A 25848-nucleotide genomic window follows, 5' to 3' on the forward strand; every position below is an offset into this window, starting at 1 on the left:
CATAAAACTGCAATAAATAATGTTTATTTTCATTGAGTTAAAAGATAAATCAGGAAGATGTAATCATGAAGAAAATACTTACCGCGCTTTGCCTGCTGGCCACCGCCACCGCCAGCGCCTGGGCCGCACCACAGCTGATAGCCCACCGCGGCGGCACCGGCGATGCGCCAGAAAATACCCTGCCGGCCATTAAGCTGGCGCTGGAAAATCACGCCGAGGCCATCTGGGTGACGGTACAGCTAAGCCGCGACGGCGTGCCGGTGCTCTATCGGTCAAGCGATCTTTCCGCCCTGACCAATGCCGAGGGTAAGGTCTCAAGCTTAAGCGCCGCCGAGCTGGCGAACGTCGATGCTGGCTGGAAATGGGGGGATGACAGCCACCCGTGGCGCGGTAAGCAGGCCACTATTCCGACCTTGCAAAGCGTTTTACAGCAATGGCCGCACACTTTTTTCTATATCGATATCAAATCTCCGGATGCCGATCCGGCGATAATGGGTGAACGCCTGCTCGAAGTGTTAAAAGCCACCAACAGCCTCGATCGCGTGCGGGTTTATTCTACCGAAGACCGCTATATCGCCGCCCTGCCGCCAGCCATCCCTCGCTTTGTCACTCGCAGTGAAACCCGCACCAGGCTTGCCAATATTTCGCTCAGCCATCAGTGCCAGCCAGGGAGTCAACGCGATGGTGAGCAGTGGTATGGACTGGAGCTGAAGCGCAAGGTGGAGGTGGTGGAGAAGTTTACCCTTGGGGAAGGGAGCTCCCCGGCGACGCTTACCTGGGATAAAGAGGCGATGGATTGTTTCCGTTCGCAGGGCAAAGCGCACATTATTTTCTTCGGTATCAACAGTGCGGAAGACTACCGCACGGCGAAGGAGCTGGGCGCCGACGGGGTGATGGTGGATTCTCCGGCACAGGCGAAAAGCTGGCAGTAAGGGAGTCAACGGCTAAAAAGGCCACGAAAGCGGCCTCACATTGCTGGCATGTTGTTGCCGGGTGGCGGCTGGCGCCTTACCCGGCCTACAAAACCGAAGCAGCAGACCCGGCAAGCGCAGCGCCACCGGGCACGGAGCCGCTTTATGCCGGGTGGCGGCTGCGCCTGACCCGGCCTACAAAACCGAAGCCGCAGGTCCGGCATGCGCAGCGCCGCCGGGCATTACAAAATACGCTGCTGCTGGCGCTGCGCCTCGCGGGCGAGACGTTTCTTACGCGCATCGCACGGTTCCGGACAGTCGCAGACTTTCTCCAGCCCCAGCGACGAGATCCCGCCGCAGCTGCCTTGAATACTCTTACGCTTCACCAGGTAGCCCAGCGACATGCCGAGGATCAACAGCGCAAAAATCACAAAGGTTGCGACAAATACCGTCAGCATCATCAGCCTCCAAAGTCGTCGAGCATGATGTTCTCATCTTCGACGCTCAGGTCTTTGAGCATTTTAATCACCGCGGCGTTCATCACCGGCGGCCCGCACATATAGAACTCGCAATCTTCCGGGGCCGGGTGATCGCGCAGATAGTTTTCATACAGAACATTATGGATAAAGCCCGTATGCCCGGTCCAGTTATCTTCCGGCAGCGGATCGGAGAGCGCGACGTGGAAGGTAAAGTTTGGGTTGTCGCGCGCCAGCTGTTCAAACTCCTCATCGTAGAACATCTCGCGCAGCGAACGGGCGCCGTACCAGAAGCTGATTTTGCGCGTGCTGTGCAGCCGCTTAAGCTGATCAAAGATATGCGAGCGCATCGGCGCCATGCCGGCGCCGCCGCCGATAAACACCATCTCAGCGTCGGTCTCTTTAGCAAAGAACTCGCCGAACGGCCCGGAAATCGTCACCTTATCGCCAGGCTTCAGCGACCAGATATAGGACGACATGATCCCCGGCGGCGCATCCGGTACTTTCGGCGGCGGCGTGGCGATGCGCACGTTGAGCATAATGATGCCCTTCTCTTCCGGATAGTTAGCCATCGAGTAGGCGCGCAGGGTCGGCTCTTTCACCTCAGAGACATAGCGGAACAGATTGAATTTGTCCCAGTCTGAGCGATATTCATCGGGAATATCAAAGTCGGCATAGGCCACTTTATGCGGCGGGCATTCAATCTGAATAAAGCCCCCGGCGCGGAACGGCACCACCTCCCCTTCCGGGATCCGCAGCTTGAGCTCTTTAATGAAAGTGGCTTTGTTATCGTTAGAGATAACTTCGCACTCCCATTTTTTGACGCCAAAAATCTCTTCCGGCAGCTCGATCTTCATGTTCTGCTTCACCGCCACCTGGCAGGCCAGACGGCAACCGGCTTTGGCATCCCGCTTGGTAATATGCGAAAGCTCGGTCGGCAGGATATCGCCGCCGCCCTCTTTAACCGTCACCCGACACTGGCCGCAGGAGCCGCCGCCGCCGCAGGCGGAGGAGACAAAAATCCCGTTGCTGGACAGCGTGTTCAGCAGTTTGTCGCCCGCCGGGGTGCGGATCTGCTTATCCGCTTCGTTATTGATCTCAATAACCACGTCGCCCGCGTTCACCAGCTTTGAGCGCGCTGCCAGGATAAGCCCTGACAGCACCAGCACAATCAGCGTGAACATCACGACGCCAAGAATAATTTCCATACTTATTCGCCCTTATAGCTGCACGCCGGAGAAGGACATAAAGCCCAGCGCCATCAGTCCGGTGGTGATAAAGGTGATCCCTAACCCGCGCAGACCGGCGGGCACGTTGGCGTACTTCATTTTTTCGCGGATCCCCGCCATCGCGACGATCGCCAGCATCCAGCCGATGCCGGAACCAAAGCCGTAAACAATGGATTCCGGGAAGTTGTAATCGCGCTGCACCATGAACGACACGCCGCCGAAAATCGCACAGTTGACCGCAATCAGCGGCAGGAAGATCCCCAGCGCGTTGTACAGCGCCGGGAAGTATTTATCGAGGATCATCTCAAGTATTTGCACCAGCGCGGCGATCACTCCGATAAAGGTGATGAAGTTAAGAAAGCTGAGATCCACCCCCTCAACCAGCGCGCCGTCGCGCAGCACCAGGTTATAGACCAGGTTATTGATTGGCACGGCAAGCCCCAGCACTACCGTCACCGCGACGCCGAGGCCGAAGGCGGTGGAGACCTTTTTCGACACCGCAAGAAAGGTGCACATCCCAAGGAAGAAGGCCAGCGCCATGTTCTCAACGAACACCGCGCGGACAAACAGGCTGATATAATGAGCCATCACCGATTACTCCTTTTCCTGCTGCTCAGGCTTCCAGCTACGCAGGGCCCAGATCAGCAAACCGATAATGAAGAACGCGCTCGGCGCCAGCAGGAACAGGCCGTTCGGCTGATACCAGCCGCCGTTCTGTACCGTTTCCAGCACCGTGATACCGAACAGCTTGCCGCTACCGATAAGCTCGCGCAGGAAACCGACGATAATCAGGATCGCGCCATAGCCGAGACCGTTGCCAATACCGTCCATAAAGCTCGCCAGCGGCGGCGACTTCATGGCGTAGGCTTCGGCGCGCCCCATCACGATGCAGTTGGTGATGATAAGCCCGACGAATACCGACAACTGCTTGGAGGTCTCATAGGCGAAAGCCCGCAGCAGTTGATCCACCACGATAACCAGCGAGGCGATGATCGCCATCTGCACGATGATGCGCACGCTATTGGGAATATGGTGGCGGATCATCGAGATAAACATGCTGGAGAACGCCGTCACCAGCGTCACCGCAATGGTCATCACGAAGGCGGTTTCCAGTTTGGTGGTTACCGCCAGCGCGGAGCAGACGCCGAGCACCTGCAGGGCGATGGGGTTATTGGCGATAAGCGGCCCCACCAGCACGCGCTTCACCTCTTTCATATCGCTCTGTTCAGCCATTATTCAGCCCTCCCTCACGCACTTTTTTCAGGAACGGACCAAAGCCCAGTTCGCCCATCCAGAAATCAAAGCTATGCTGCACGCCGTTTGACGTCAGCGTGGCGCCGGATAAACCGTCAACCGCGTGGAGATCGCCGGCGCGCGCGCCGCCTTTCACCACCCGGAGTGCCGGCATGCCGCTGTCATCCAGCACCTGCTTGCCAATAAACTGCTGGCGCCAGTTCGGGTTCTCAACTTCGCCGCCCAGCCCCGGGGTTTCCCCCTGATCGTAATAAGTGATGCCTTTCACCGTGCGGCCATCGACGTCCAGCGCCACAAAGGCGTACATCATCGACCACAGGCCATTGCCGTAGATCGGCAGTACCATCTGCTCAATCTTCTGCTGCGCGTCGCGCACCAGATAAATTTCCGCCAGGTTGCTACGCCGCTTAATGCCGGCCGGATCCTGACTGGCGTCGAGCGCGATGCTCTGCTGCGGATCTTTCAGCGCCTGGGCCTGATTAAATTTACCCGGGTCTTTATCCAGCAGCTCGCCGGTCGCCAGATTCACCAGCCGCGGGGTAATGCGCGCCGCGAAGGTATCGGCTACCGCATCGGCATCCATCCCGGGCTGCATCAGGCCGGCGACGGCCAGAATATTGCGCTGCTTATCCAGCGCCCGCTGCGCCTGCTGGCGGGATTTCAGCCCCACGGCCGAGCCCGCTACCACGATGGAGCAGACCAGACAAAGCACCAGCACCACCAGCAGCGTTTTGCCGATGCTATCGTTACTTTTCTTCTCAGCCACGCGACTTCCTCCGCTTAATATTGGCCTGCACCACCAGGTAATCGAACAGCGGTGCGAAGAGGTTGGCGAAGAGGATGGCCAGCATCATCCCTTCCGGATAAGCCGGGTTCACCACGCGGATCAGTACACACATCACGCCGATCAGCACGCCGTAACTCCATTTTCCTTTATCGGTAAACGAGGCGGATACCGGGTCCGTCGCCATAAACATCATGCCGAAGGCAAAACCACCGAGCACCAGGTGCCAGTACCACGGCATAGCGAACATCGGGTTGGTGTCGGAGCCGATAACGTTAAACAGGGTGGCAGTGGCGATCATGCCGATCATCACCCCGGCGACAATGCGCCAGGACGCGACGCGGCCAAAAAGAATGATCGCCCCGCCAATCAGGATCATCAGCGTCGAGACTTCGCCTATTGAGCCGGGAATGTTGCCGAGGAAGGCGTCCATCCAGCTCACCGGGATGCCGGTCGCCACATTCACCAGCGCTTCACCGCCGCCGCTGGCCCACTGGGAGAGCGGCGTGGCGCCGGAGAAACCGTCTGCCGCCGTCCATACCAGGTCGCCGGAAATCTGCGCCGGATAGGCAAAGAACAGGAACGCGCGCCCCGCCAGCGCCGGGTTGAGGAAGTTGCGCCCGGTGCCGCCGAAAATCTCTTTGGCAATCACCACGCCGAATGAGATCCCCAGCGCCGCCTGCCATAGCGGCAGCGTGGGCGGCACAATCAGCGCAAACAGAATCGAGGTAACGAAAAAGCCTTCGTTGATCTCATGTTTGCGCACGATAGCGAACAGCACTTCCCAGAATCCACCGACGATAAAGACGGTGAGGTAGATAGGCAGAAAGAAGACCGCGCCCAGGGTCATCATGCTAAGCCAGCCGGCGTCGGCGTTGAAGCTGACCCCTAACCACTGGGCGACGCTATAGTGCCAGTTGTTGGCAATGACCTGCTGCAGCTGTTCGGCGCCGTACAGTTTGTGCAGCGCCGGAATGGTCTGCAAGCCGACGTTGTACATGCCCCAGAACATCGCCGGGAACACCGCAAACCAGACAAGGATCATCATCCGCTTGAGGTCGATGGCGTCGCGCACGTGCGCCGCGCCGCGGGTGACCTGCCCTGGCGTGTAGAAGATGGTCGCCGCCGCTTCATACAGCGGGTAATATTTTTCCAGCTTGCCGCCATGCGTGAAATGCGGCTCAAGTTTCTCAATCAGGTGCTTTAAGCCCATCTCTTATCCTTCCTGCTCAATCTGGGTTAACACGCTGCGCAGCGCCGGGCCGTATTCATATTTGCCCGGACAAACGTAGGTGCAGAGCGCCAGATCTTCTTCATCCAGCTCCAGACAGCCCAGCGCCTGGGCGCTATCGGTGTCCCCGGCCAGCAGATCGCGCAGCAATATGGTCGGCAGAATATCCAGCGGCATGACCCGCTCGTAGTTGCCGATAGGCACCATCGCCCGCTCGCCGCCGTGAGTATCAGTGGAAAAATTAAAGCGCTTGCGCTTAAAGAAATGACCAAGGGTGGTGCGGGTAATCGAGAACTTCTCTTTGCCCGGCATCACCCAGCCAAACAGCTCTTTTTCCCGACCTTCCCGAACCACGCTCACCTGCAGATGGAAACGCCCGAGGAAAGCGTGCGGGCCGTGGGCGCGGGTGCCGCTAAGTACCGAGCCGGAAATAACGCGGTTTTCACCCGCTTCCAGCTCGCCCGCCAACAGATCGTCCAGGCTGGCGCCCAGCGTCGTTTTGACCAGCCGCGGCGACTTTACCTGCGGGCCGCCGAGCGCAATCACCCGTTCGCAGTTCAGCTCGCCTTCAAGGAAAAGCTGACCGATAGCGATCGCATCCTGATAATTGAGGTGCCAGACCTGCTTATTCAGGCTCACTGGCTCCAGGAAGTGAATATGCGTTCCCGGCAGCCCCGCCGGGTGCGGCCCGGAGAACTGATTAAAACAGACCTGGCCGGCAGGATGGCCACCCAGCTTGCCGCCGCTGGGCTGGCAGACGTGCACTTTCCCGTCGGTCAGACGCGTCAGCACGGTAAGTCCGGCGTCAAAAGCGGCGCGTTCGGCCAGAATAATCGGCTGCGGCTCTGCTGCCAGCGGGTTGGTATCCATGGCGTTGACAAAAATAGCGGCGGGCACGCTGCCCGGGCGCGGCGTTTTACTGAACGGCCGGGTACGCAGTGCGGTCCACAGGCCCGACGCCAGCAGTTGCTGCTGTACGGTGTCGCGCGGCAGGTCGGCCAGCGCGTCCGCGGCGTAGCGGGTAAACGTCACCGCGTCATTGCCCTCGATATCTATCACCACCGACTGCAACACGCGCCGTTCACCGCGATGAATCGCGCTGACGACCCCGCTCGCCGGGGCAGTAAAGCAGACGCCGGGGATCTTTTTATCTTCAAACAGGATCTGACCTTTTTTGACCCGATCGCCTTCTTTGACCGCCATCGCGGGACGCATACCGACGTACTCTTCACCGAGTAGCGCGACGCGCTTCACCGCTGGCGCGGGAGAAATCTGCTGTAATGGCATGCCAGCTATGGGCAAATCCAGCCCTTTCGTGATTTTAATCATATTGTTAGCAGGTATCCGTAACCTCAACCCCGATGCATGCCGGGGCCAGCTTATTGACAGAATGGCAGAGAAGAAAGGGCGAAACAGCGCCCGTAGCGCTCAGAGCGGAAGAGAAGCATCCTTTCTTACTCTGGTGATGAACCGGCGCAAGTGTAACATTTCGTGAGCGACGGCTGTAGCGCGAGGGGCAATAAGTGCTTCTAAAATGCGAGCTATTGCGCAAAGTTCTCACTGTGTTTTTGTCGCAGGCAGGTTATAAAGTGAGGCTAAATTGTAAACGCCGCCACGTCGCCCTTGCGAAAAAATGCCGTGATGCTAATGTGAGCGCTCTAAATCCAGAAAACTCTGATTTCGGGTCTCTCTTGCCGTCCTGGCAATGTGGCTATTTTGTTTTATCAAGGAACAAGCAGTATGCGCAAAATCGCATTATTTATTGCGATGCTTCTGCTGCCGTGCGTGTCATTTGCCGGGCTGCTCAGCAGCAACAGCCCGACGACGCCGGTTAGCAAAGAATACAAGCAGCAATTAATGGGTTCACCGGTTTACATTGAGATCTTTAAAGAAGAGCGCATGCTCGACCTTTACGTCAAAATGGGTGAGACCTACCAGCTTCTCGATAGCTATCGGATCTGTAACTACTCCGGTGGCCTCGGTCCGAAACAGCGCCAGGGCGATTTCAAGAGTCCGGAAGGGTTCTATAACGTCACCCGCAGCCAGCTCAAACCTGACAGCCGCTTCTATAAAGCGATTAACATCGGCTTCCCGAACGCCTACGATCGCGCCCATGGTTATGAAGGGAAATATTTGATGATCCACGGCGACTGCGTCTCTATCGGCTGCTACGCCATGACCGACAGCGGGATCGATGAGATCTTCCAGTTCGTGACCGGCGCTTTAGTCTTCGGCCAGCCAAGCGTGCAGGTGAGTATCTATCCGTTCCGCATGACCAACGCTAACATGGAACGCCACAAATACTCCTACTATGCGGATTTCTGGAAACAGCTTAAGCCTGGCTATGACTATTTCCAGCAGACCCACAAGCCGCCGATCGTGTCAGTGACCGACGGCCGCTATGTGGTGAGCAAGCCGCTCAGTCACGAAGTTGTCCAGCCGCAGCTGGCCTCAAACTATACGCTCCCCGAGACAAAATAACGCCCACTCGCCTGGCATGATCTTGTGCCAGGTTTCATTGGCCGTCAGCGGCTGCGTGGCGATAACCGTGACCACATCGTTGGGTGTGGTCTCGCGTTGAAAGTCGATCTCCACATCCTGGTCCAGCAGTTTTGCCACCCCGAACGGCGCCCGCCGGGTGATCCAGTGCAGATTGGTCGAGCAGAACGCCATCACGTAGCGTCCGTCCGACAGCAGCATGTTGAACACCCCTTTCTCACGCAGCTCACCCGCCAGGGTGGCGATATACTTGAAAACGCCCAGCATATTGCCCGGCGTGCGCGGGTAGCGCTCGGTTAAGCGGTGCAGCAACCAACAAAACGCTTTTTCACTGTCGGTCTCGCCCACCGGATGGAAATTGCCGGTTTTCAGCGATTTATAGCCTTTAAGCTGCCCATTGTGCGCGTAGGTCCAGTTGCGCCCCCACAGTTCACGGGTAAACGGATGGGTGTTCTCCAGGGCCACCATCCCGCGATTGGCCTGACGGATATGGGCGACGACGGAACAGGACTTAATCGGGTAATCCTGGACCAGTTTCGCGATCGGCGACTGAAAGCTCGGCTGCGGATCTTTGAATGTGCGACAGCCTTTACCTTCATAGAAGGTGATGCCCCAGCCGTCTTTATGCGGCCCCGTCCCGCCGCCGCGCTGCACCAGCCCGGTAAAGCTAAAACAGATATCTGTTGGCACATTGGCGCTCATCCCGAGCAGTTCGCACATAGGTCACCTCACCATCACAAATCATGACGGCGCCGGAGCGAGGCCGCCGTCAACAGTACACACTCGCCTGCCTGTTAGCCTTTCGCCATCTCTTTTTCGATCAGCATAATCAGGATATGGATCACTTTGATGTGGATCTCCTGGATGCGGTCGGCGTAACCAAAGTGCGGCACGCGAATTTCAACATCGGCGGACCCCGCCATTTTGCCGCCGTCTTTGCCGGTCAGGGTGATCACTTTCATCCCCTGCGCGCGAGCGGCTTCAATCGCTTTGATCACGTTGCCGGAGTTGCCGGAGGTGGAGATCCCCAGCAGCACATCGCCTGCACGGCCGACGGATTCAACGTAGCGGGAGAACACATACTCATAGCCAAAATCATTGCTCACGCAGGAGAGGTGGCTGACGTCGGAGATCGCGATGGCCGGGTAACCCGGGCGGTTTTCGCGATAACGTCCTGTCAGCTCTTCCGCAAAATGCATCGCATCGCAATGGGAACCGCCGTTACCGCAGGACAGCACTTTCCCACCCGCCTTAAAGCTATCCGCCAGCAGGACAGCGGCACGCTGGATAGCATGGATATTGGCTTCGTCCTGCAGAAAGTTAGCCAGCGTTTCCGCGGCTTCGTTCAGTTCGTTACGAATAAGATCCTGGTACATGAGGATAATCCTTCAGTATGAGTGGAATAACCCTGGCAGTGTACCGGATAGCCGCCGAAGCGAGAAGCAGCAGGCAGCGTTATCCCCCGTCCTTTTGATTTTATGTGCCGCTTTTGCATACAACAATGTGAGTAAGGTTGTAATTATTTTGTAAACACATTGCTAAATAAAAACGCATACACTACAACCAATACATCACAAGTGGTCAGACCTCCTACAAGCTCAGGGAGAATTTCTCTATGATGATTTTGAGTATTGTTGCAACCATCGTTTTACTCGGTGCGCTCTTCTATCACCGGGTCAGCCTGCTGCTCAGCAGTGTAATTTTGCTCGCCTGGACCGCGGCGCTCGGCGCGGCCGGACTGTGGAATATCTGGCTGCTGCTGCCGCTGGCAATTATTCTGTTGCCGTTCAACTTTGCGCCAATGCGTAAATCCATGATTTCCGCACCGGCATTTCGCGCTTTCCGTAAGGTGATGCCGCCGATGTCGCGTACGGAAAAAGAAGCCATCGACGCCGGCACCACCTGGTGGGAAGGCGATCTGTTCCGCGGCAACCCGGACTGGCACAAGCTGCATAACTATCCGCAGCCGCGCCTGACCGCCGAAGAGCAGGCATTTATTGACGGCCCGGTGGAAGAAGCCTGCCGGATGGCTAACGACTTCGCCATCACCCACGAAATGGCCGACCTGCCGCCGGAGCTGTGGGCCTATCTGAAAGAGCATCGCTTCTTCGCGATGATCATTAAGAAAGAGTATGGCGGGCTTGAGTTCTCGGCTTACGCTCAGGCACGGGTACTGCAGAAACTCTCTGGCGTCTCCGGTATCCTGGCGATCACCGTCGGCGTCCCGAACTCGCTGGGCCCGGGCGAATTGCTGCAGCATTACGGTACTGAAGAGCAAAAGAATCATTATCTGCCGCGTCTGGCTCGCGGTCTGGAAATCCCCTGCTTCGCCCTCACCAGTCCGGAAGCGGGCTCTGACGCCGGCGCTATCCCGGATACCGGCGTGGTGTGCATGGGCGACTGGCAGGGTCAACAGGTGCTGGGGATGCGCCTGACCTGGAACAAACGCTATATCACCCTGGCGCCAATCGCCACCGTGCTGGGGCTGGCCTTCAAACTCTCTGACCCGGACCGTTTGCTGGGCGGTGAAGAAGAGCTGGGCATCACCTGCGCGCTGATCCCCACCTCAACGCCGGGTGTGGAAATTGGCCGCCGCCACTTCCCGCTGAACGTCCCGTTCCAGAACGGCCCAACCCGCGGCAAGGATATCTTCGTGCCGATCGATTACATCATCGGCGGCCCGAGCATGGCCGGTCAGGGCTGGCGCATGCTGGTTGAATGTCTGTCCGTGGGCCGCGGCATTACCCTGCCTTCCAACGCCACCGGTGGCCTGAAATCCGTCGCCATGGCGACCGGCGCTTACGCCCATATTCGCCGCCAGTTCAAAATTTCCATCGGCAAAATGGAAGGGATTGAAGAGGCGCTGGCGCGCATCGCCGGTAACGCCTACGTGATGGACGCCGCGGCGTCTCTTATCACCTACGGCATTATGCTCGGCGAGAAACCGGCAGTGTTGTCCGCGATTGTGAAATATCACTGTACCCACCGCGGCCAGCGCTCAATAATTGACGCGATGGATATTACCGGCGGGAAAGGCATCATGCTGGGCGAAGGTAACTTCCTCGCCCGGGCCTATCAGGGCGCACCGATCGCCATCACCGTTGAAGGCGCAAACATTCTGACCCGCAGCATGATGATCTTCGGTCAGGGGGCGATTCGCTGCCATCCGTACGTGCTGGAAGAGATGGCCGCCGCGCAGAATAACGACCTGAACGCCTACGATAAGCTGCTGTTCAAACACATCGGCCATGTCGGCAGTAATAAAGTTCGGAGTTTCTGGCTGGGCCTGACCGGCGGACGCACCAGCAGCGCGCCGACCCGTGACGCCACCCGTCGCTATTACCAGCAAATGAACCGCCTGAGCGCTAACCTCGCGCTGCTGTCAGACGTGTCGATGGCGGTACTGGGCGGCAGCCTCAAGCGTCGCGAACGTATCTCCGCGCGTCTGGGCGATGTGTTAAGCCAGCTGTACCTGGCCTCGGCGGTGCTGAAACGCTATGACGATGAAGGACGCAATGAAGCCGATCTGCCGCTGGTTCACTGGGGAGTGCAGGATGCACTGCACCAGGCGGAGCAAGCCATTGACGATCTGTTGGACAATTTCCCGAACCGTCTGGTGGCAGGCGTCATGCGTCTGGTCGTCTTCCCGACCGGCCGTCATCATCATGCGCCGTCGGATAAGCTGGACCATAAAGTCGCCAAAATTCTGCAGGTGCCCAGCGCCACCCGCTCCCGTATCGGTCGCGGTCAGTACCTGACGCCGAGCGAGCATAACCCGGTTGGTCTGCTGGAAGAAGCACTGCTGGAAGTGATGGCGGCCGATCCTATCCACCAGCGGATCTGCAAAGAGTTGGGTAAAAATCTGCCGTTCACCCGTCTGGATGAGCTGGCACATAACGCGCTGGCCAAAGGATTAATTAATCAGGAAGAAGCCGCTATTCTGACCCGTGCAGAGCACAGTCGCCTGCGCAGCATTAACGTCGACGACTTTGCACCAGAGGAGCTGGCAACGCAGCCGGTAAAGCTGCCGGAAAAAGTTCGCAAGGTTGAAGCCGCATAATAAAACAATCACCACATCACACGCCGGGCGGGGAATTTTCCCCGCCTTTTTTTCGTCATCCCCTCCTTCGTGGCTTCTGTCAGTAGCATTTTTTTAACAAAATATTCCGCTGACCGCCGCGAGGCTGATATGGTGTTACAGTTAACCTAACCCCCTCATGAGAATGGAGTTGACCATTGTGCCTGGCCTGAAAATTACGCTGTTGCAACAACCGCTGGTCTGGATGGACGGCCCTGCCAACCTGCGCCATTTTGATCGCCAACTGGAAGGGATTATCGGGCGCGATGTGATTGTTTTACCGGAGATGTTCACCACCGGCTTTGCCATGGAAGCGGCAAAACAGTCTTTACCCGAAGCCGACGTGGTGGAGTGGATGCATGCCCGGGCCGCGCAAACCCAGGCGCTGATTGCCGGCAGCGCCGCGCTGCAAACCGAACACGGCGCCGTTAACCGCTTCCTGCTGGTCGAGCCCGACGGTACGGTGCACCATTACGATAAACGGCACCTGTTCCGGATGGCCGATGAACATCATCACTATGAGGCCGGAAACCAGCGCGTGGTCTTTGAATGGCGCGGATGGCGGATCCTGCCGCTGGTCTGTTACGACCTTCGCTTCCCGGTATGGTCGCGTAATCTGAACGACTATGATTTGGCGCTGTACGTCGCCAACTGGCCGGCGCCGCGCTCCCTGCACTGGCAGTCGCTGCTGGTCGCCCGCGCGATTGAGAACCAGGCCTACGTCGCCGGCTGTAACCGGGTCGGCACCGACGGCAATGGTCATCATTACCGCGGCGATAGCCGAATTATCAGCCCCCAGGGGGAGATTGTCGCCACCGCCGATCCGCATCAGGCCACCCGTCTTGACGCCGAACTGTCGCTGACTGCCCTCCAGGAATATCGGGAAAAATTTCCCGCCTGGCGCGATGCCGATCCTTTTACCCTCGATTAATATTTCCTCCGCTTTCTTCCTCATTCAGCGGCTAAAGAAAGCGGAATTTTGACTGTCAGCACACCACAGAATATTTGCCGGGCGCATTTCATTTCTGTTCTACACTGATTAAAAGACTCCATAACCAAACGGGCGGAGATCACCTTCAACTCACTTCTGCGTTGTAAATCATGAATTTTCTGTTGCTGGCGTTTTGTTAAATCACGCTGAGCGTTGCGTAAGAATATTATGTGAGCGTAATAGAAAATGGATAATAATAATCTGCTGTTAATAGAGAAGCGGCTGGTCACCCGTTTTCTCGATATGTTTATTCGGTTCGGGCTTATTCTGGCGCTAGCCTCATTCTGTTTTACCGTCTTTTCTCCCTTTATCAATATGATGCTCTGGGCGCTGATCCTCGCCGTGGCGCTCTATCCTTTACATCAATATTTTGCCGGACTGTTAGCCGGCAGACAGGGGCTGGCCTCGCTGGTGCTGGTGTTGTTAGGTATTTTACTGATCGTGATCCCCACGGTGCTGATGATCACCTCGCTGGCGGAAAGCGCCAGCGCCATGATTGATAAGATGGGCAGCCAAAGCTTTACCATTCCCCCGCCCTCCTCGCGCATTGCCGCGTTACCGATCATTGGCGAACGGCTTAGCGCCCTGTGGATGAGAGCTTCCGTCGATCTCCCGGGACTGCTCAGTAATTACCGCTCGCAAATCGGCGACATTGCCAAACAGTTTCTCAGCATTTTAGCCAGCATGGGCGGCGGGCTGATTGGCTTTATTATTTCGTTTATCGTCTCGGGAATTATGATGGCCTGGGGCGCAGCAGGCGCCATCAGCGCCCAGCGTATTGCCATCCGTATTACCGATGAGAATAAAGGCATAACCCTTACCCGCCTGTGTACCAGCACCATCCGCGCGGTCGCCCAGGGCGTCATCGGGGTGGCATTGATCCAGGCGCTGCTGGTCGGTGTGATCATGCTGATAGCCAGCATTCCCGCCGTCGGGATCTTCTTTATTCTGGCCCTGATCCTCGGCATCGCCCAGGTGCCGGTGATCCTGGTGACGGCCCCGGCCATTGCGCTGATGTGGAGTATCGGCACTCACAGTACCGGAATGGATATCTTCTACACCATCCTGCTGATCGTCGCCGGCATGGCCGATAACGTCCTCAAACCGTTGCTGCTGGGGCGCGGGGTCGATGCGCCAATGCCAGTGGTACTGTTGGGCGCCCTCGGTGGAATGGCCTCTAACGGCATTCTCGGTATGTTCCTCGGCGCCACCCTGCTGGCCATCGGGTATCGGATCTTCATGACCTGGGTCAATGAAGGGCAACCCGCCCTGCCGCAGGATAAATAACCTCAAGGGAGCGTTACGCTCCCTTAATTCATTCCATAAACATCCGCACCGCACACCAGACCAGCAGCAGCGCCAGCAGCAAATTTAATTTTCTGCCATGACGTTCAAAAATCGGTTGAAACAACTGCCCGGCCAGCGCCCAGCAAAGATTACCGGCTATCCCAATTGCCGACAGCAACAGACCTGTCACCACCAGCCAGAATGGCTCGCGGGTCACCGGCAAAACAAAAGTCGACAGGGCCGTGATGCCGTACAGAATAATTTTGACATTCACAAACTGCAGACCGAGGCTGGCCCAGAAGCTGACAGGCCGCTCCGCCTGGCCGCCGCTGGCAGGGTCGCTGCGGGCAATATGCCAGGCCAGCCACAGAATATAGCCCGCGCCGATCCAGCGTAACAGGGAGGTAATCCCCCCATCCAGGGTGACGAGAGTGAACGTCAGCCCGGCACAAATCAGCATGATGATCACAAATCCGAGGCTCATGCCGGCCAGGACCCGCATGCTCCGTCGGAAGCCATGAGCAGTGACGCTGCTCAGTGCCAAAATATTATTCGGCCCGGGCGTCAGGGCGGTGATCAGGGTATAGGTTAAAAATGCGCTAATCAGGGTAGGTGTCACGGGTTTTCTCCTCTTGTCTGGCAGACAGTACCCGAAGCTGATAATTTAAAAAAATGAATGTTTTTTCATTCTGACTTCGAGAATATCGATATAAAGAGGAACTATGGATCTGCGACGCTTTATCACCTTCAAAACGGTTGTCGAAGAAGGGTCCTTTCTGCGCGCGGCGCAAAAGCTGTGCTGCACCCAATCCACCGTGACCTTTCATATCCAGCAGCTGGAGCAGGAGCTTGCCATCCCGCTGTTTGAGAAAATCGGCCGGCGGATGTGTCTCACCGCCGCCGGTAAAAATGTCCTGCCGCATGTCTACGACCTGACCAAAGTGATGGCGTCGATTCGTCAGGCGGCGCGCCAGGACGATGAGCCCAGCGGTGAACTCCGCGTGGCCACCGGCGAAACCCTGCTCGCATATAAAATGCCGCCGGTGCTGCAGCGTTTTAAGCAACGCGCCCCGAAGGTCCGGCTGTCACTGCAGTCGCTCAATTGCTACAGCATCCGCGATGCGCTGCTCGCTGACGAAGTCGACCTGGGGGTGTTTTACCGGGTGGGTAACGATGATGCGCTGAACATGCTCGAGCTTGGCCCGCAGCCGCTGGTGCTGGTCGCATCTGTCGATCAGGCGCCGGTCGATTTTTTACGCCCGCAGCAGCATATTCCGCTGAGCTTTATCATCAACGAGCCCCAGTGCGTGTTTCGGCAGATTTTTGAAAGCACCCTGCGCCAGCGCGGTATTACTATGGAGAACACCATTGAACTGTGGAGTATCGAAAGCATCAAGCAGTGCGTGGCGGGCAACCTTGGGGTGAGCTTTCTGCCGCGCTTTGCTGTGGAGGAGGAGCTGAAGCGCGGGATGCTGGTCGAGCTGCCGTTCAGCGAGACGCCGCTGACAATCCATGCGCTCTGCGCCCGTCACGCCGGGAAGGCAATCAGTCCGGCGATGCAGGTATTTATGCAGTGCATGCAGGAAGCACTGCAGGAGAGCTAAACTCCGGGGATGAAAACGACGAAAGCCTGAATCATTGCTGATTCAGGCTTTCTGAATAGTGGCGGAACGGACGGGACTCGAACCCGCGACCCCCTGCGTGACAGGCAGGTATTCTAACCGACTGAACTACCGCTCCGCGTTGTTGTTCCGTTGGGAACGAGGCGAATATTACGGATTCCCCTCTACCCCGTCAACGCTTTTTCTACCGTTTTGAATCGTTTGCTGCAAAAATCGCCCAACCGCCTACTTTTAATCCATTTTAGTGGTTATCAGGCACGCCACAGGCAGCTTCCGCCTTTCTTTTGTACCAGGTCGAGGCGGGATTCATGGTTCACCAGTTCCTCATCAGAAGCATAAACCACGCGTAACTGGCTGGCGGCGCGAACGACGCGCTGAATGCCCATCTCTCCCGCCTGCTGCTGGCTTTCACCTTCCATAGAGAACGCCATCGACGTCTGGCCACCGGTCATCATCAAATAGACATCGGCCAGGATCTGGGCATCGAGTAATGCCCCGTGCAGCGTACGCTTGCTGTTATCTATTTCGTAGCGCGAACATAATGCATCCAGACTGTTGCGCTTGCCGGGGAACATCTTCCGCGCCAGCGCCAGACTGTCGGTAATTTTACAAAAGGTCTCGGTTTTCCCGATGCCGCGGTTGAGCTTACCGAACTCATAATCCATAAAGCCGATATCGAACGAAGCGTTATGGATGACCAGCTCCGCGCCGCGGATGTAATCCATAAACTCATCGGCAACGTCGGCAAAGGTGGGTTTATCCAGCAGAAATTCGTCAGCGATCCCATGCACGCCGAACGCCTCAGGATCCACCAGCCGGTCGGGCTTCAGATAGACGTGGAAATTGTTACCGGTCAGGCGGCGGTTGATCACCTCCACCGCGCCGATCTCAATGATCTTGTGTCCTTCGTAGTGCGCTCCGATCTGGTTCATACCGGTGGTTTCGGTATCGAGAACAATCTGGCGCGTAATTGCAGTGCTCATAGCGGTCATTTATGTCAGACTTATCGTTTACAAATCGATTTCAATTACAGGAAGTCTACCAGAGATGCTCAAACAGGTAGAAATTTTCACCGACGGCTCTTGCCTGGGAAATCCAGGACCCGGCGGTTACGGCGCCATCATGCGCTACCGCCAACACGAAAAAACGTTCAGCGCCGGCTACCGTCTGACCACCAATAATCGTATGGAACTGATGGCGGCGATCGTCGCCCTGGAAGCATTAAAAGAGCATTGCGAAGTGGTGCTCAGCACCGACAGCCAGTATGTTCGTCAGGGGATCACCCAGTGGATCCACAACTGGAAAAAGCGTGGCTGGAAAACGGCAGAGAAAAAACCGGTGAAAAACGTCGACCTCTGGCAGCGACTGGATGCCGCGCTTGGCCAGCATAAAATCAAATGGGAATGGGTGAAGGGCCACGCCGGCCATCCTGAAAACGAACGCTGCGACGAACTGGCCCGCGCGGCGGCCTCCCATCCCACTCAGGACGACATCGGCTACCAGCCGGAAAGCTAATTCTGCCCCTTGCGCCACTGTCGGGTGGCGCCGACTGCCGGCCGCAGCTGCGTTTTCGCTTTGCCGGATTTCATCGGATTGAGCGTCAGCGGGATGGTCCGTTTGCGGGCGATAATCAACTGCAAACAGCCTAACGCCGGCAGATGGGTACTCAACAGTTTTCCGCCATGACGTGACCAAGGTAAAACCTGGTAACGCCCATAGTGCAGCACTTCAAAGTTGAGCAGCGACAGCCAGTCCAGCTGCCGCATCAGCGTAAACATACGGCTATTGTACGGCGTACCTTTGCGCAGGACCGGCACCAGCTTACGCAACCCCATCAGGCTGACCGGATTAAATCCGGTCAGAATCATCCAGCCATCATCAATCAGTACGCGATCGGCTTCCCGCAGCAGACGATGCGGATCGCTACACCACGGCAACGTATGCGCCAGCAGGCAGGCGTCGACAGACTTTTCGGCAAAGGGTAAATGCAGCGGATCGGCCCGAACCTGCATCGGGTTTCCTGCCAGCGAGACATTGACCTGGTGCGAGATGGCGCAAGCTTCGGTATTGATTTCCGCGCTCAGATTGCCAATCTTAAGCAGATGAAAGCCATATAATTTAGCCAGCCACGGTTTCATCTGCTGCTCCAGCGTTTCGCGATAGTATTCGCCCCACGGCATACTGGACCAATGCTCAGGCGCTGTCACTGTGTGAGGTATCCTTGCCGGCTTCATTGCCACCTTCCGCTACGCTTTAGAGGTAATTTATGAATCTTATCAGCATTCCCGCGTTTCAGGACAACTACATCTGGGTTCTCAGTGAGAATAACGGCCGCTGCGTCATCGTTGACCCGGGCGAAGCCGCACCGGTTCTGGCGGCAATCGAAGAAAACCAGTGGCAGCCCGAAGCCATTTTACTGACTCATCATCATCAGGATCACGTCGGCGGCGTAAAACAACTACGGGAGAAATTCCCTTCTGTGGCGGTTTACGGTCCGGCGGAGACCCAGGATAAGGGAGTCACTCAGGTGGTAGGCGATGGCGATCGGCTGTCAATTCTCGGGCACGATTTTTCCATTTTCTCCACGCCAGGTCACACATTAGGACATATCTGTTACTACAGCGAACCTTATTTGTTTTGCGGCGATACGATGTTTTCCGGCGGCTGTGGAAGGCTGTTCGAAGGTACTGCAGAGCAGATGTATCAATCATTTATGAAAATTAACGCTCTTCCGGAAGAAACCCTCATATGTTGCGCACATGAATATACGTTAGCAAATATGAAGTTTGCTTTAAGTATCCTGCCAGATGATAGGGATATAAACGATTACTATCATAAAGTTAATGAGTTACGTGCAAAAAAACAAAAAACACTACCCGTAACTCTGAAAAATGAGCGCCGTATAAATTTATTTTTACGCGTAAATGATGTTGATTTAATTGATAAAATTAACAAAGAAACAAATTTGCAACACTCTGTGGCGCGATTTGCATGGTTAAGGTCAAAGAAAGATGACTTCTGATATTTAATTCTTGTCATCGGACAACTTCGCCGTTATCCTTGGTCGTCTTTTAAGCAACTATTGACACACACATGAAGGCACGAGCGATATTATTCGCCTCTGTCCTGCTGGTGGGGTGCCAGGCGTCTAAGCATGATGGCACCGTCGAACAGCGAGCACAGAGCCTTTCTGCGGCTGGTCAAGGGGAAGCAGGCAAGTTCACAAGTCAAGCGCGCTGGTTAGATGATGGAACCTTCTACGCGCAAGACCAGGATCTGTGGACTTCCATAGGCGACGAGCTAAAGATGGGAATTCCGGATAACCCCCGGATTCGCGAACAGAAACAGAAGTACTTAAGAAATAAGAGCTATCTCCACGATGTAACTTTACGGGCAGAGCCGTATATGTACTGGATAGCCGGGCAGGTTAAGAAACGTAACATGCCAATGGAACTGGTATTACTACCCATAGTGGAGAGCGCTTTTGACCCACACGCGACGTCTGGCGCCAATGCCGCAGGCATCTGGCAGATCATTCCGAGCACAGGGCGCAATTATGGTTTAAAACAGACCCGCAGTTACGATGCGCGTCGTGACGTCGTCGCGTCTACTACCGCGGCGCTGGACATGATGCAACGTCTGAACAAAATGTTCGACGGCGACTGGTTGTTAACGGTCGCAGCCTATAACAGCGGTGAAGGTCGGGTCATGAAGGCAGTAAAAGCGAACCGTTCGCGTGGTAAACCCACCGATTTCTGGTCGCTGTCTCTGCCGCATGAAACGAAAATCTACGTACCGAAAATGCTGGCATTGAGCGACATTCTCAAAAACAGCAAGCGTTACGGCGTAAAGCTGCCTACGGCCGATGAAAGCCGTGCGCTGGCGCGCGTTCGCCTCGACAGCCCGGTTGATATTTCTCAGCTCGCGGACATGGCAGGAATGCCGGTCAGCAAACTGAAAACCTTCAACGCTGGCGTAAAGGGGTCAACGCTGGGCGCTAGCGGGCCAAAGTACGTCATGGTGCCGCAGAAGCACGCCGCTCAGCTGCGTGAATCGCTGGCCTCTGGCGACATTGCCGCCGTGCAGCCAACGCAGCTCGCGGACAATACGCCGCTGACCAGCCGTAGCTATAAGGTACGCTCTGGCGACACGATTTCCGGGATTGCTTCGCGTCTCGGCGTCACGACCCGTGATTTGCAGCAGTGGAACAATCTGCGCGGTTCAGGGTTGAAAGTCGGGCAGAATCTGGTTGTCGGCGCCGGCAGCAGCGCACAGCGCCTGGCGAACAACAGCGATAGCATCACCTATCGTGTTCGCAAAGGTGATTCGCTGTCGAGCATCGCCAAACGTCACGGTGTTAATATCCGCGACGTGATGCGCTGGAACAGCGATACCGATAATCTGCGGCCTGGCGATCAGCTAACGCTGTTTGTGAAAAACAGCGATCGACCAGAGTCCTGATACCTCAGGGTTCGATAAAAAGGCACCGACTTCCCCCGGTGCCTTTTTTGTTGCCCGAGTTAGACGGCCTTATGCGCTTCGAACAGGATGGTATCGCTGGTAAACGATCCGTCCTGCTGTAACTCGAAGTACGCTTTGACCTCCGCCGAAGCGCTCTGCTGATATAAGCGAATCGCCTCCACCAGCGGCTCAGGTGTACGCATCCGCGCCACCCATGAGCTGAACTCCAGCGGCAGGCGATCGGTCGATAAATGATTAATCACCAGACCTGCGTCATTGGCCAGCGCCAGCCACTCGCCGCTGGAATAATTACGCACGTGCGAGGTATCGCGCAGCGCTTCCACGGTCTGCAACCAGATATCACGCACCGGATGACCCGGCGACATCACATCCATAATGATCATCACCCCGCCCGGCTTCAGCACCCGTTTCACCTCACGCAGCGCCTGGCCGACATCATGCCAGTGGTGAGCGGAGTAGCGGCTAATCACCACATCAAAACTGGCATCAGCGAACGGCAGCGTTTCGGCATATCCCTGCTGGGTCACGATATTGCTAAAGCCTTTCTCTTTTGCCGCCGCGGTAACCACTTCCAGCATCTGGCTTGATAAATCATAGGCGGTCACCTTGGCAACCTGTCCCGCCGCGGCAAAGCTGGCGTGCCCTGCCCCGCAGCCCATATCCAGCACTTTCGCCTGGGGGAAATCGGCCAGCCGTTCCGCCAGCCGCTGCAGATCGCGCCCGGAGGCGTGCACGGCGCTGGTCAGATAGGCGCTAGCCTGGGAGCCGAACTGCTTTTCGACGTTGTCATGGTGAGAGCGTGTTGTCATTGTGTTGTCCTTCGGTTGTGTGAGTAATTTAGGGCAGCATCATGCTGAACGCAGACCTGCCCGATGGCAGGCCTGACATACCTTAAATTAATCAGGCTTGCCGGGACTGAATTCGACTAGTAGCGGGTTGTGATCGGAGGCGCGGGTCACCAGCACGGAAGCATCGTGCACGCTTAACCCACGATAGAACACAAAATCGAGCGGACGGCCAAACGCACGGCGGCGCTGGTCATCAGAGAAACGAACTTCGCGTAACGACATCTCGCGCGCAAAGCGGTACAGCGCGTTCATCCGCGGCCGGCTCCAGGCATTGAAGTCTCCAGCCATGATCACCGGCCCGCTGTGATGGGCAATCTGATCGCCAATCGGCAGCAGCTGTTTGCTGTAAACGTCGACGCCGAGGCTAAAGTTGACGGCATGGATGTTGACCACCATCAGCAGCCGCGCATCGGGCAGCGGATAGACGGTCACTAATGCTGATTTCGGCAGGCGCAAAATAGGCTCACGCTCGCGCAGTGGGCAGCAATAGATGGGGTGAGCAGAGGCCAGCGTCATGACGCCAGAAGGATGCTGCGGCAGCACCAGAGCGGGTACCTGATCGGCAGCCAGGTAGTTGGTGGTCGCAAACCTGACCAGCTCAGGTGTGGTTTGCGCCTCCTGCAGCAGGACTAAATGCGCATCTTTGCCAAAGTTCTTAAGGACCGACTGCCACTCTGCGCGCTGTTGTTTGAAGATATTCCATACCAGCACGCGGATTTTGTCATCGCTGCTTAACGGCGTGCCGGCCGGATAAACCGGACTCACGCCCGCAAACGCCCCCGGAGGCAATATTCTCTCCGCAGGTTGTCCGGCGACGTAGCGCATGGCATAGGTATTCTTTCGCAATTTGGGCATTAATCCTCAATAACAGAAACCAGCCCAACAACGACTGGTTCTTCTGTTATAGGGATTTTCCCACCCACTTTCAATGCAATTTGCGATTAACGCTTAACCTTCGACAGAAACCGCTGCTGAACGGCGCGGCGATTTATCTAAACGACCGCTCAGTACCACCAACAGCAAGGCGACCAGTACGATCACCGCACCAATCCACGGCGTCTGCGCCAGGCCGTACCGCTCAACCGTCTGCCCGCCGACGATTGACCCCAGAGCAATGCCCACATTGAAGGCGGCAATATTCAGGCCGGAAGCGACGTCGACGGCGCCAGGCGTGTACTGTTCGGCTTTTTGCACCACATACACCTGCAGACCCGGCACGTTGCCGAAAGCGAAGATGCCCATCACCAGCACCGTTGCCAGCGCGGCATAGTGGATGCTGGCGGTCATCTGGAAGACCAGCAGCAGCACCACCAGCGCGGCAAAGATGAACGTCAGCGCGGAGACGGCGCCATGCTTATCGGCCAGTTTGCCCCCCCACACATTACCGATAGCGACCGAGACACCATAGCCCAACAGGATCCAGCTCACCGCTGACGGACTAAAACCGGCCAGCTCCTGCATCATCGGCGCAAGAAACGTAAACGCGGTAAATACGCCACCGTAGCCCAGCGCGGTAATGGCGTAGATCATCAGCAGACGCGGATGGGTTAATACTTTCATCTGATCGCGCAGGCTGGCGCTGGCGCGGCCCGGAATATTATTCGGTACCAGAATCAGGCTGCTGATAAGGGCAATGACGCCCAGAATCGATACCGCAAGAAACGTTTCCCGCCAGCCAAAATGCTGGCCGATGAAAGTCCCGAACGGTACCCCGGTTACCAGTGCGACCGTCAGGCCGCCGAACATAATGGCAATGGCCGAGGCCGCTTTCTCTTTTGCCACCAGGCTGGTGGCGATTGTCGAGCCAATAGAGAAGAACACGCCGTGTGCCAGGCCGGTCAGCAGACGGGCCAGGATCAGCGTTTCATAGCCCGGGGCCTGCCAGGCCAGCACATTACCCGCCGTAAACAGGACCATCAACGCCAGCAGTAGCTGTTTACGCGGCATACGCCCCGTTAACGCCGTCAGCACCGGAGCGCCGATAGCTACGCCCAGCGCGTAGATAGAGACCAGCAGTCCTGCAGAAGGCAAAGAGATAGAGAGTTGCTGGGCGATGGTCGGGACCAGGCCGACAATCACAAATTCAGTGGTGCCAATTGCGAAGGCACCGACAGTTAAGGCAAATAGCGCCAGTGGCATAATTTACTCCGTAGCATCAGGATTAAGATGACACGTAGTATGAAGGGTTGTATAAATAACAAAAACTATCAAAGTATCAATAGAATTTTGCTACAGGTGCAATAATGAGAGCCACATCAGAGGAGATCGCCATCTTTGTGGCGGTGGTGGAAAGCGGGAGTTTCAGCCGGGCGGCCGAGCAGCTCGGACAAGCCAACTCTGCCGTCAGCCGGGCGGTCAAGAAGCTGGAATCAAAGCTGGGTGTGAGCCTGCTCAATCGGACCACCCGCCAGCTCAGCCTGACCGAAGAAGGCGAGCGCTATTTTCGCCGGATGCAGGTGGTCTTGCAGGAGATGGCAGCGGCAGAGAATGATCTGCTGGAGACACGCACGACCCCGCGCGGTCTGCTGCGGGTAGATGCGGCAACGCCGGTGATGCTGCATTTTCTTATGCCGCTGGTAAAGCCATTTCGCGAGCGCTACCCGGAAATGACGCTATCGCTCGTCTCTTCAGAGACGTTTATCAATCTGATTGAGCGAAAAGTAGATGTGGCTATTCGGGCCGGGACCTTAACGGACTCCAGCCTGCGCGCCCGACCGCTGTTTACCAGCTATCGTAAGATCGTCGCCTCGCCCGACTATGTCGCGCGCTACGGTATGCCGCAGCATCCGTCAGATCTGAAACAGCATCACTGCCTCGGCTTCACCGAACCGGTATCGCTGAATACCTGGCCGGTCTCCTGTTGCGATGGTCAGCTGTTAGAGATCGAGTCGGCGGTGTCATCCAACAGCGGCGAAACGCTCAAGCAGCTGTGCCTGACCGGTAACGGCATTGCCTGTTTGTCGGATTACATGGTGGATAAAGAGATTGCCAGCGGAGAGTTTGTCGAACTACTGGCCGATAAGCGCTTACCGGTGGAGATGCCCTTCAGTGCCGTCTATTACAGCGACCGGGCGGTCAGCACCCGCATCAGGGCATTTATTGATTTTCTGAGCGAGCATGTAAAACAGCTCCCGAAGGAGCTGTCGTAATACGATTTCAGGCGGCAGTGCGAACGGCATGCCGGCATCGGGAGATTAATCCCACTGCGGCGCCAGACCTTCCGGACTCACCAGACGATCGTTGCAGTCCAGTGCGGCGATCGCTTGACGATCTTCATCATCCAGCTGCAGATCCTGCGCTTTCAGGTTGCTGGCCAGGTTGTCACGCTTGGTGGACGATGGGATAACCGCATAGCCTTCGCCCATTGCCCATGCCAGGATAACCTGCGCCGGGGTCGCACCATGTTTCGCCGCGATGCGAGCAATCACTTCATCTTTTAGCGCCTTGCCGTAGGCCAGCGTCATGTAAGAAGTGATATGGATGCCGTGCTCACGCGCCCAATCGACGACTTTACGGTTTTGCAGGTACGGAGAAAGCTCAATCTGGTTAGTCGCGATGTTTTCCGCACCAACGGCGGCAATCGCACGCTCCATCAGCGGAATAGTGAAGTTGGAGATACCAATCTGACGGGTCAGTCCCAGTTTCTTCGCTTCCATCAGGGCCGCCATAGACTCTTCAACCGCAACCGCATCGTTCGGTGACGGCCAGTGGATCAGCGTCAGGTCAACATAGTCCGTGCGCAGCTTCTGCAGGCTCTCTTTCAGGCTGGCGATGAGTTTGTCTTTGCTCAGGTTTTCGATCCAGATTTTGGTAGTGATGAACAGCTCATCACGCGGCACGCCGCTTTCGGCGATAGCCTGACCCACCGCGGCTTCGTTGTCATAGATTTGCGCGGTGTCGATAGCACGATAGCCCAGCTCCAGCGCGGTTTTTACGGATGCGATAACAACATCATCTTTCAGACGGAAGGTGCCAAGACCAAATGCAGGGATTGCCATGATTTTCCTCGTTATTTCTTCATTTCGGTTAACGGATAGAATTATGGCTGAGGGTGAAGTGGAGAAAAAGAGTGATTAATGCAGAGGATTTTTGCTGATTTAGCAATAATCGAAAACAGAGCAAACAAAAAAGCCCTGAGCAAATGCTCAGGGCTCTT

At 56.5% G+C, this 25848-nt stretch carries 26 protein-coding genes and 1 tRNA gene; 10 read left to right on the forward strand and 17 right to left on the reverse strand.

Features of this window, described 5'->3' with window-relative positions:
• Window positions 1-65: 65 nt before the first annotated feature.
• Window positions 66-932 carry a glycerophosphodiester phosphodiesterase family protein gene (locus ACKLKD_RS18520; RefSeq protein WP_025714961.1) on the forward strand — a complete coding sequence of 289 codons (867 nt, stop codon included), beginning with the start codon at window positions 66-68 and terminating at the stop codon, window positions 930-932.
• A 221-nt stretch (window positions 933-1153) separates the two neighbouring features.
• Here ACKLKD_RS18520 and nqrM read toward each other — a convergent pair whose 3' ends face one another.
• Genes nqrM through ACKLKD_RS18555 form a run of 7 tightly spaced genes read right to left on the reverse strand, consistent with a single transcriptional unit; the run spans window position 1154 to window position 7214 of the window.
• The gene (nqrM, locus tag ACKLKD_RS18525) at window positions 1154-1369 is read right to left on the reverse strand and encodes a (Na+)-NQR maturation NqrM (RefSeq protein ID WP_165931887.1); all 216 of its coding nucleotides are present in this window, start codon (window positions 1367-1369) and stop codon (window positions 1154-1156) included.
• Window positions 1370-1371: 2 nt separating this feature from the next.
• Window positions 1372-2595: an NADH:ubiquinone reductase (Na(+)-transporting) subunit F gene (nqrF, locus tag ACKLKD_RS18530; RefSeq protein WP_087805550.1), complete on the reverse strand. Its 1224-nt coding sequence runs from the start codon at window positions 2593-2595 to the stop codon at window positions 1372-1374.
• Window positions 2596-2607: 12 nt separating this feature from the next.
• Window positions 2608-3204, reverse strand: a complete 597-nt coding sequence (nqrE, locus tag ACKLKD_RS18535; protein WP_004177335.1) for an NADH:ubiquinone reductase (Na(+)-transporting) subunit E — start codon at window positions 3202-3204, stop codon at window positions 2608-2610.
• Between the two features lie 6 nt (window positions 3205-3210).
• Entirely contained in the window at window positions 3211-3849 is a 639-nt protein-coding gene (locus tag ACKLKD_RS18540) for an NADH:ubiquinone reductase (Na(+)-transporting) subunit D (RefSeq protein ID WP_002889716.1), read from the reverse strand.
• On the reverse strand, window positions 3842-4636 hold the full coding sequence (locus tag ACKLKD_RS18545) for a Na(+)-translocating NADH-quinone reductase subunit C (protein ID WP_025714963.1): 795 nt from the start codon (window positions 4634-4636) through the stop codon (window positions 3842-3844). Before ACKLKD_RS18545 ends, ACKLKD_RS18540 begins: the two co-directional genes overlap by 8 nt.
• Window positions 4629-5867 carry an NADH:ubiquinone reductase (Na(+)-transporting) subunit B gene (locus tag ACKLKD_RS18550; RefSeq protein WP_025714964.1) on the reverse strand — a complete coding sequence of 413 codons (1239 nt, stop codon included), beginning with the start codon at window positions 5865-5867 and terminating at the stop codon, window positions 4629-4631. Before ACKLKD_RS18550 ends, ACKLKD_RS18545 begins: the two co-directional genes overlap by 8 nt.
• 3 nt (window positions 5868-5870) lie before the next feature.
• Window positions 5871-7214, reverse strand: a complete 1344-nt coding sequence (locus ACKLKD_RS18555; RefSeq protein ID WP_087805551.1) for a Na(+)-translocating NADH-quinone reductase subunit A — start codon at window positions 7212-7214, stop codon at window positions 5871-5873.
• 411 nt (window positions 7215-7625) lie between these two features.
• Here ACKLKD_RS18555 and dpaA point away from each other — a divergent pair, with 411 nt between their 5' ends.
• Complete coding sequence (gene dpaA, locus ACKLKD_RS18560; protein WP_025714966.1) at window positions 7626-8366, forward strand: peptidoglycan meso-diaminopimelic acid protein amidase; 741 nt, start codon at window positions 7626-7628, stop codon at window positions 8364-8366.
• Here dpaA and ACKLKD_RS18565 read toward each other — a convergent pair.
• Together ACKLKD_RS18565 and lpcA are read right to left on the reverse strand one after the other, a co-directional pair.
• Window positions 8337-9104: a class II glutamine amidotransferase gene (locus ACKLKD_RS18565; RefSeq protein ID WP_004204630.1), complete on the reverse strand. Its 768-nt coding sequence runs from the start codon at window positions 9102-9104 to the stop codon at window positions 8337-8339. The genes dpaA and ACKLKD_RS18565 overlap by 30 nt on opposite strands.
• Window positions 9105-9178: 74 nt before the next feature.
• Window positions 9179-9760, reverse strand: coding sequence for a D-sedoheptulose 7-phosphate isomerase (gene lpcA, locus ACKLKD_RS18570; protein ID WP_004145825.1), 582 nt, complete (start codon window positions 9758-9760; stop codon window positions 9179-9181).
• A 239-nt stretch (window positions 9761-9999) separates the two neighbouring features.
• Between lpcA and fadE the strand changes: the two genes are divergently transcribed.
• The 3 genes from fadE (at window position 10000) to ACKLKD_RS18585 (ending at window position 14740) form a co-directional block, all read left to right on the forward strand.
• Window positions 10000-12444 carry an acyl-CoA dehydrogenase FadE gene (fadE, locus tag ACKLKD_RS18575; protein WP_087805555.1) on the forward strand — a complete coding sequence of 815 codons (2445 nt, stop codon included), beginning with the start codon at window positions 10000-10002 and terminating at the stop codon, window positions 12442-12444.
• 178 nt (window positions 12445-12622) lie between these two features.
• On the forward strand, window positions 12623-13393 hold the full coding sequence (locus ACKLKD_RS18580) for an amidohydrolase (RefSeq protein ID WP_042930147.1): 771 nt from the start codon (window positions 12623-12625) through the stop codon (window positions 13391-13393).
• 246 nt (window positions 13394-13639) lie between these two features.
• On the forward strand, window positions 13640-14740 hold the full coding sequence (locus ACKLKD_RS18585) for an AI-2E family transporter (protein ID WP_025714969.1): 1101 nt from the start codon (window positions 13640-13642) through the stop codon (window positions 14738-14740).
• A 28-nt stretch (window positions 14741-14768) separates the two neighbouring features.
• On the opposite strand, the gene eamB is transcribed toward ACKLKD_RS18585, so the two are convergent.
• Window positions 14769-15359, reverse strand: a complete 591-nt coding sequence (eamB, locus tag ACKLKD_RS18590) for a cysteine/O-acetylserine transporter (RefSeq protein ID WP_025714970.1) — start codon at window positions 15357-15359, stop codon at window positions 14769-14771.
• Window positions 15360-15462: 103 nt separating this feature from the next.
• On the opposite strand from eamB, the gene ACKLKD_RS18595 reads away from it, so the two are divergent.
• Entirely contained in the window at window positions 15463-16344 is an 882-nt protein-coding gene (locus tag ACKLKD_RS18595) for a LysR family transcriptional regulator (RefSeq protein WP_080897024.1), read from the forward strand.
• Window positions 16345-16403: 59 nt separating this feature from the next.
• Here ACKLKD_RS18595 and ACKLKD_RS18600 read toward each other — a convergent pair.
• A tRNA-Asp gene (locus tag ACKLKD_RS18600) sits at window positions 16404-16480 on the reverse strand.
• A gap of 133 nt (window positions 16481-16613) precedes the next feature.
• Window positions 16614-17345 carry a DNA polymerase III subunit epsilon gene (gene dnaQ, locus ACKLKD_RS18605; RefSeq protein ID WP_004204621.1) on the reverse strand — a complete coding sequence of 244 codons (732 nt, stop codon included), beginning with the start codon at window positions 17343-17345 and terminating at the stop codon, window positions 16614-16616.
• Between the two features lie 64 nt (window positions 17346-17409).
• Here dnaQ and rnhA point away from each other — a divergent pair, with 64 nt between their 5' ends.
• Window positions 17410-17877, forward strand: a complete 468-nt coding sequence (gene rnhA, locus ACKLKD_RS18610) for a ribonuclease HI (RefSeq protein WP_004204620.1) — start codon at window positions 17410-17412, stop codon at window positions 17875-17877.
• Here the strand turns inward: rnhA and ACKLKD_RS18615 are convergent.
• Window positions 17874-18596 (reverse strand): class I SAM-dependent methyltransferase, encoded by a 723-nt coding sequence (locus ACKLKD_RS18615; protein WP_025714972.1) that lies wholly within the window; start codon window positions 18594-18596, stop codon window positions 17874-17876. The genes rnhA and ACKLKD_RS18615 overlap by 4 nt on opposite strands.
• Before the next feature lie 32 nt (window positions 18597-18628).
• On the opposite strand from ACKLKD_RS18615, the gene gloB reads away from it, so the two are divergent.
• Entirely contained in the window at window positions 18629-19384 is a 756-nt protein-coding gene (gene gloB / locus ACKLKD_RS18620) for a hydroxyacylglutathione hydrolase (RefSeq protein WP_080897025.1), read from the forward strand.
• 71 nt (window positions 19385-19455) lie between these two features.
• Entirely contained in the window at window positions 19456-20823 is a 1368-nt protein-coding gene (mltD, locus tag ACKLKD_RS18625) for a murein transglycosylase D (RefSeq protein ID WP_025714974.1), read from the forward strand.
• A gap of 59 nt (window positions 20824-20882) precedes the next feature.
• On the opposite strand, the gene ACKLKD_RS18630 is transcribed toward mltD, so the two are convergent.
• The 3 genes from ACKLKD_RS18630 to ACKLKD_RS18640 all read right to left on the reverse strand — a co-directional run bounded on the left by ACKLKD_RS18630 (window position 20883) and on the right by ACKLKD_RS18640 (window position 23831).
• Window positions 20883-21653 carry a class I SAM-dependent methyltransferase gene (locus ACKLKD_RS18630; protein ID WP_080897026.1) on the reverse strand — a complete coding sequence of 257 codons (771 nt, stop codon included), beginning with the start codon at window positions 21651-21653 and terminating at the stop codon, window positions 20883-20885.
• An 87-nt stretch (window positions 21654-21740) separates the two neighbouring features.
• On the reverse strand, window positions 21741-22538 hold the full coding sequence (locus ACKLKD_RS18635; protein ID WP_087805559.1) for an endonuclease/exonuclease/phosphatase family protein: 798 nt from the start codon (window positions 22536-22538) through the stop codon (window positions 21741-21743).
• A 102-nt stretch (window positions 22539-22640) separates the two neighbouring features.
• On the reverse strand, window positions 22641-23831 hold the full coding sequence (locus ACKLKD_RS18640; RefSeq protein WP_025714977.1) for an MFS transporter: 1191 nt from the start codon (window positions 23829-23831) through the stop codon (window positions 22641-22643).
• 104 nt (window positions 23832-23935) lie between these two features.
• Between ACKLKD_RS18640 and yafC the strand changes: the two genes are divergently transcribed.
• Window positions 23936-24841 carry a DNA-binding transcriptional regulator YafC gene (yafC, locus tag ACKLKD_RS18645; RefSeq protein ID WP_008805249.1) on the forward strand — a complete coding sequence of 302 codons (906 nt, stop codon included), beginning with the start codon at window positions 23936-23938 and terminating at the stop codon, window positions 24839-24841.
• A 45-nt stretch (window positions 24842-24886) separates the two neighbouring features.
• On the opposite strand, the gene dkgB is transcribed toward yafC, so the two are convergent.
• Window positions 24887-25690, reverse strand: coding sequence for a 2,5-didehydrogluconate reductase DkgB (dkgB, locus tag ACKLKD_RS18650; protein ID WP_025714978.1), 804 nt, complete (start codon window positions 25688-25690; stop codon window positions 24887-24889).
• Between the last annotated feature and the right edge of the window lie 158 nt (window positions 25691-25848).

The sequence above is a fragment of the Klebsiella sp. 10982 genome (genome assembly GCF_048589245.1).
In the GTDB taxonomy this organism is placed as follows: Bacteria; Pseudomonadota; Gammaproteobacteria; order Enterobacterales; family Enterobacteriaceae; genus Klebsiella; species Klebsiella quasivariicola.

Bases quoted from the DNA above. Each gene is read 5' to 3' on its own strand.
- rnhA (WP_004204620.1), top strand. From the start codon at position 17,410: ATGCTCAAACAGGTAGAAATTTTCACCGACGGCTCTTGCCTGGGAAAT.
- ACKLKD_RS18640 (WP_025714977.1), bottom strand. From the start codon at position 23,831: ATGCCACTGGCGCTATTTGCCTTAACTGTCGGTGCCTTCGCAATTGGC.
- ACKLKD_RS18550 (WP_025714964.1), bottom strand. From the start codon at position 5,867: ATGGGCTTAAAGCACCTGATTGAGAAACTTGAGCCGCATTTCACGCAT.
- dnaQ (WP_004204621.1), bottom strand. From the start codon at position 17,345: ATGAGCACTGCAATTACGCGCCAGATTGTTCTCGATACCGAAACCACC.
- fadE (WP_087805555.1), top strand. From the start codon at position 10,000: ATGATGATTTTGAGTATTGTTGCAACCATCGTTTTACTCGGTGCGCTC.
- ACKLKD_RS18585 (WP_025714969.1), top strand. From the start codon at position 13,640: ATGGATAATAATAATCTGCTGTTAATAGAGAAGCGGCTGGTCACCCGT.
- ACKLKD_RS18555 (WP_087805551.1), bottom strand. From the start codon at position 7,214: ATGATTAAAATCACGAAAGGGCTGGATTTGCCCATAGCTGGCATGCCA.
- ACKLKD_RS18520 (WP_025714961.1), top strand. From the start codon at position 66: ATGAAGAAAATACTTACCGCGCTTTGCCTGCTGGCCACCGCCACCGCC.
- mltD (WP_025714974.1), top strand. From the start codon at position 19,456: ATGAAGGCACGAGCGATATTATTCGCCTCTGTCCTGCTGGTGGGGTGC.
- ACKLKD_RS18615 (WP_025714972.1), bottom strand. From the start codon at position 18,596: ATGAAGCCGGCAAGGATACCTCACACAGTGACAGCGCCTGAGCATTGG.
- ACKLKD_RS18595 (WP_080897024.1), top strand. From the start codon at position 15,463: ATGGATCTGCGACGCTTTATCACCTTCAAAACGGTTGTCGAAGAAGGG.
- ACKLKD_RS18630 (WP_080897026.1), bottom strand. From the start codon at position 21,653: ATGACAACACGCTCTCACCATGACAACGTCGAAAAGCAGTTCGGCTCC.
- dkgB (WP_025714978.1), bottom strand. From the start codon at position 25,690: ATGGCAATCCCTGCATTTGGTCTTGGCACCTTCCGTCTGAAAGATGAT.
- nqrF (WP_087805550.1), bottom strand. From the start codon at position 2,595: ATGGAAATTATTCTTGGCGTCGTGATGTTCACGCTGATTGTGCTGGTG.
- lpcA (WP_004145825.1), bottom strand. From the start codon at position 9,760: ATGTACCAGGATCTTATTCGTAACGAACTGAACGAAGCCGCGGAAACG.
- yafC (WP_008805249.1), top strand. From the start codon at position 23,936: ATGAGAGCCACATCAGAGGAGATCGCCATCTTTGTGGCGGTGGTGGAA.
- gloB (WP_080897025.1), top strand. From the start codon at position 18,629: ATGAATCTTATCAGCATTCCCGCGTTTCAGGACAACTACATCTGGGTT.
- ACKLKD_RS18565 (WP_004204630.1), bottom strand. From the start codon at position 9,104: ATGTGCGAACTGCTCGGGATGAGCGCCAATGTGCCAACAGATATCTGT.
- nqrE (WP_004177335.1), bottom strand. From the start codon at position 3,204: ATGGCTCATTATATCAGCCTGTTTGTCCGCGCGGTGTTCGTTGAGAAC.
- dpaA (WP_025714966.1), top strand. From the start codon at position 7,626: ATGCGCAAAATCGCATTATTTATTGCGATGCTTCTGCTGCCGTGCGTG.
- nqrM (WP_165931887.1), bottom strand. From the start codon at position 1,369: ATGCTGACGGTATTTGTCGCAACCTTTGTGATTTTTGCGCTGTTGATC.
- ACKLKD_RS18540 (WP_002889716.1), bottom strand. From the start codon at position 3,849: ATGGCTGAACAGAGCGATATGAAAGAGGTGAAGCGCGTGCTGGTGGGG.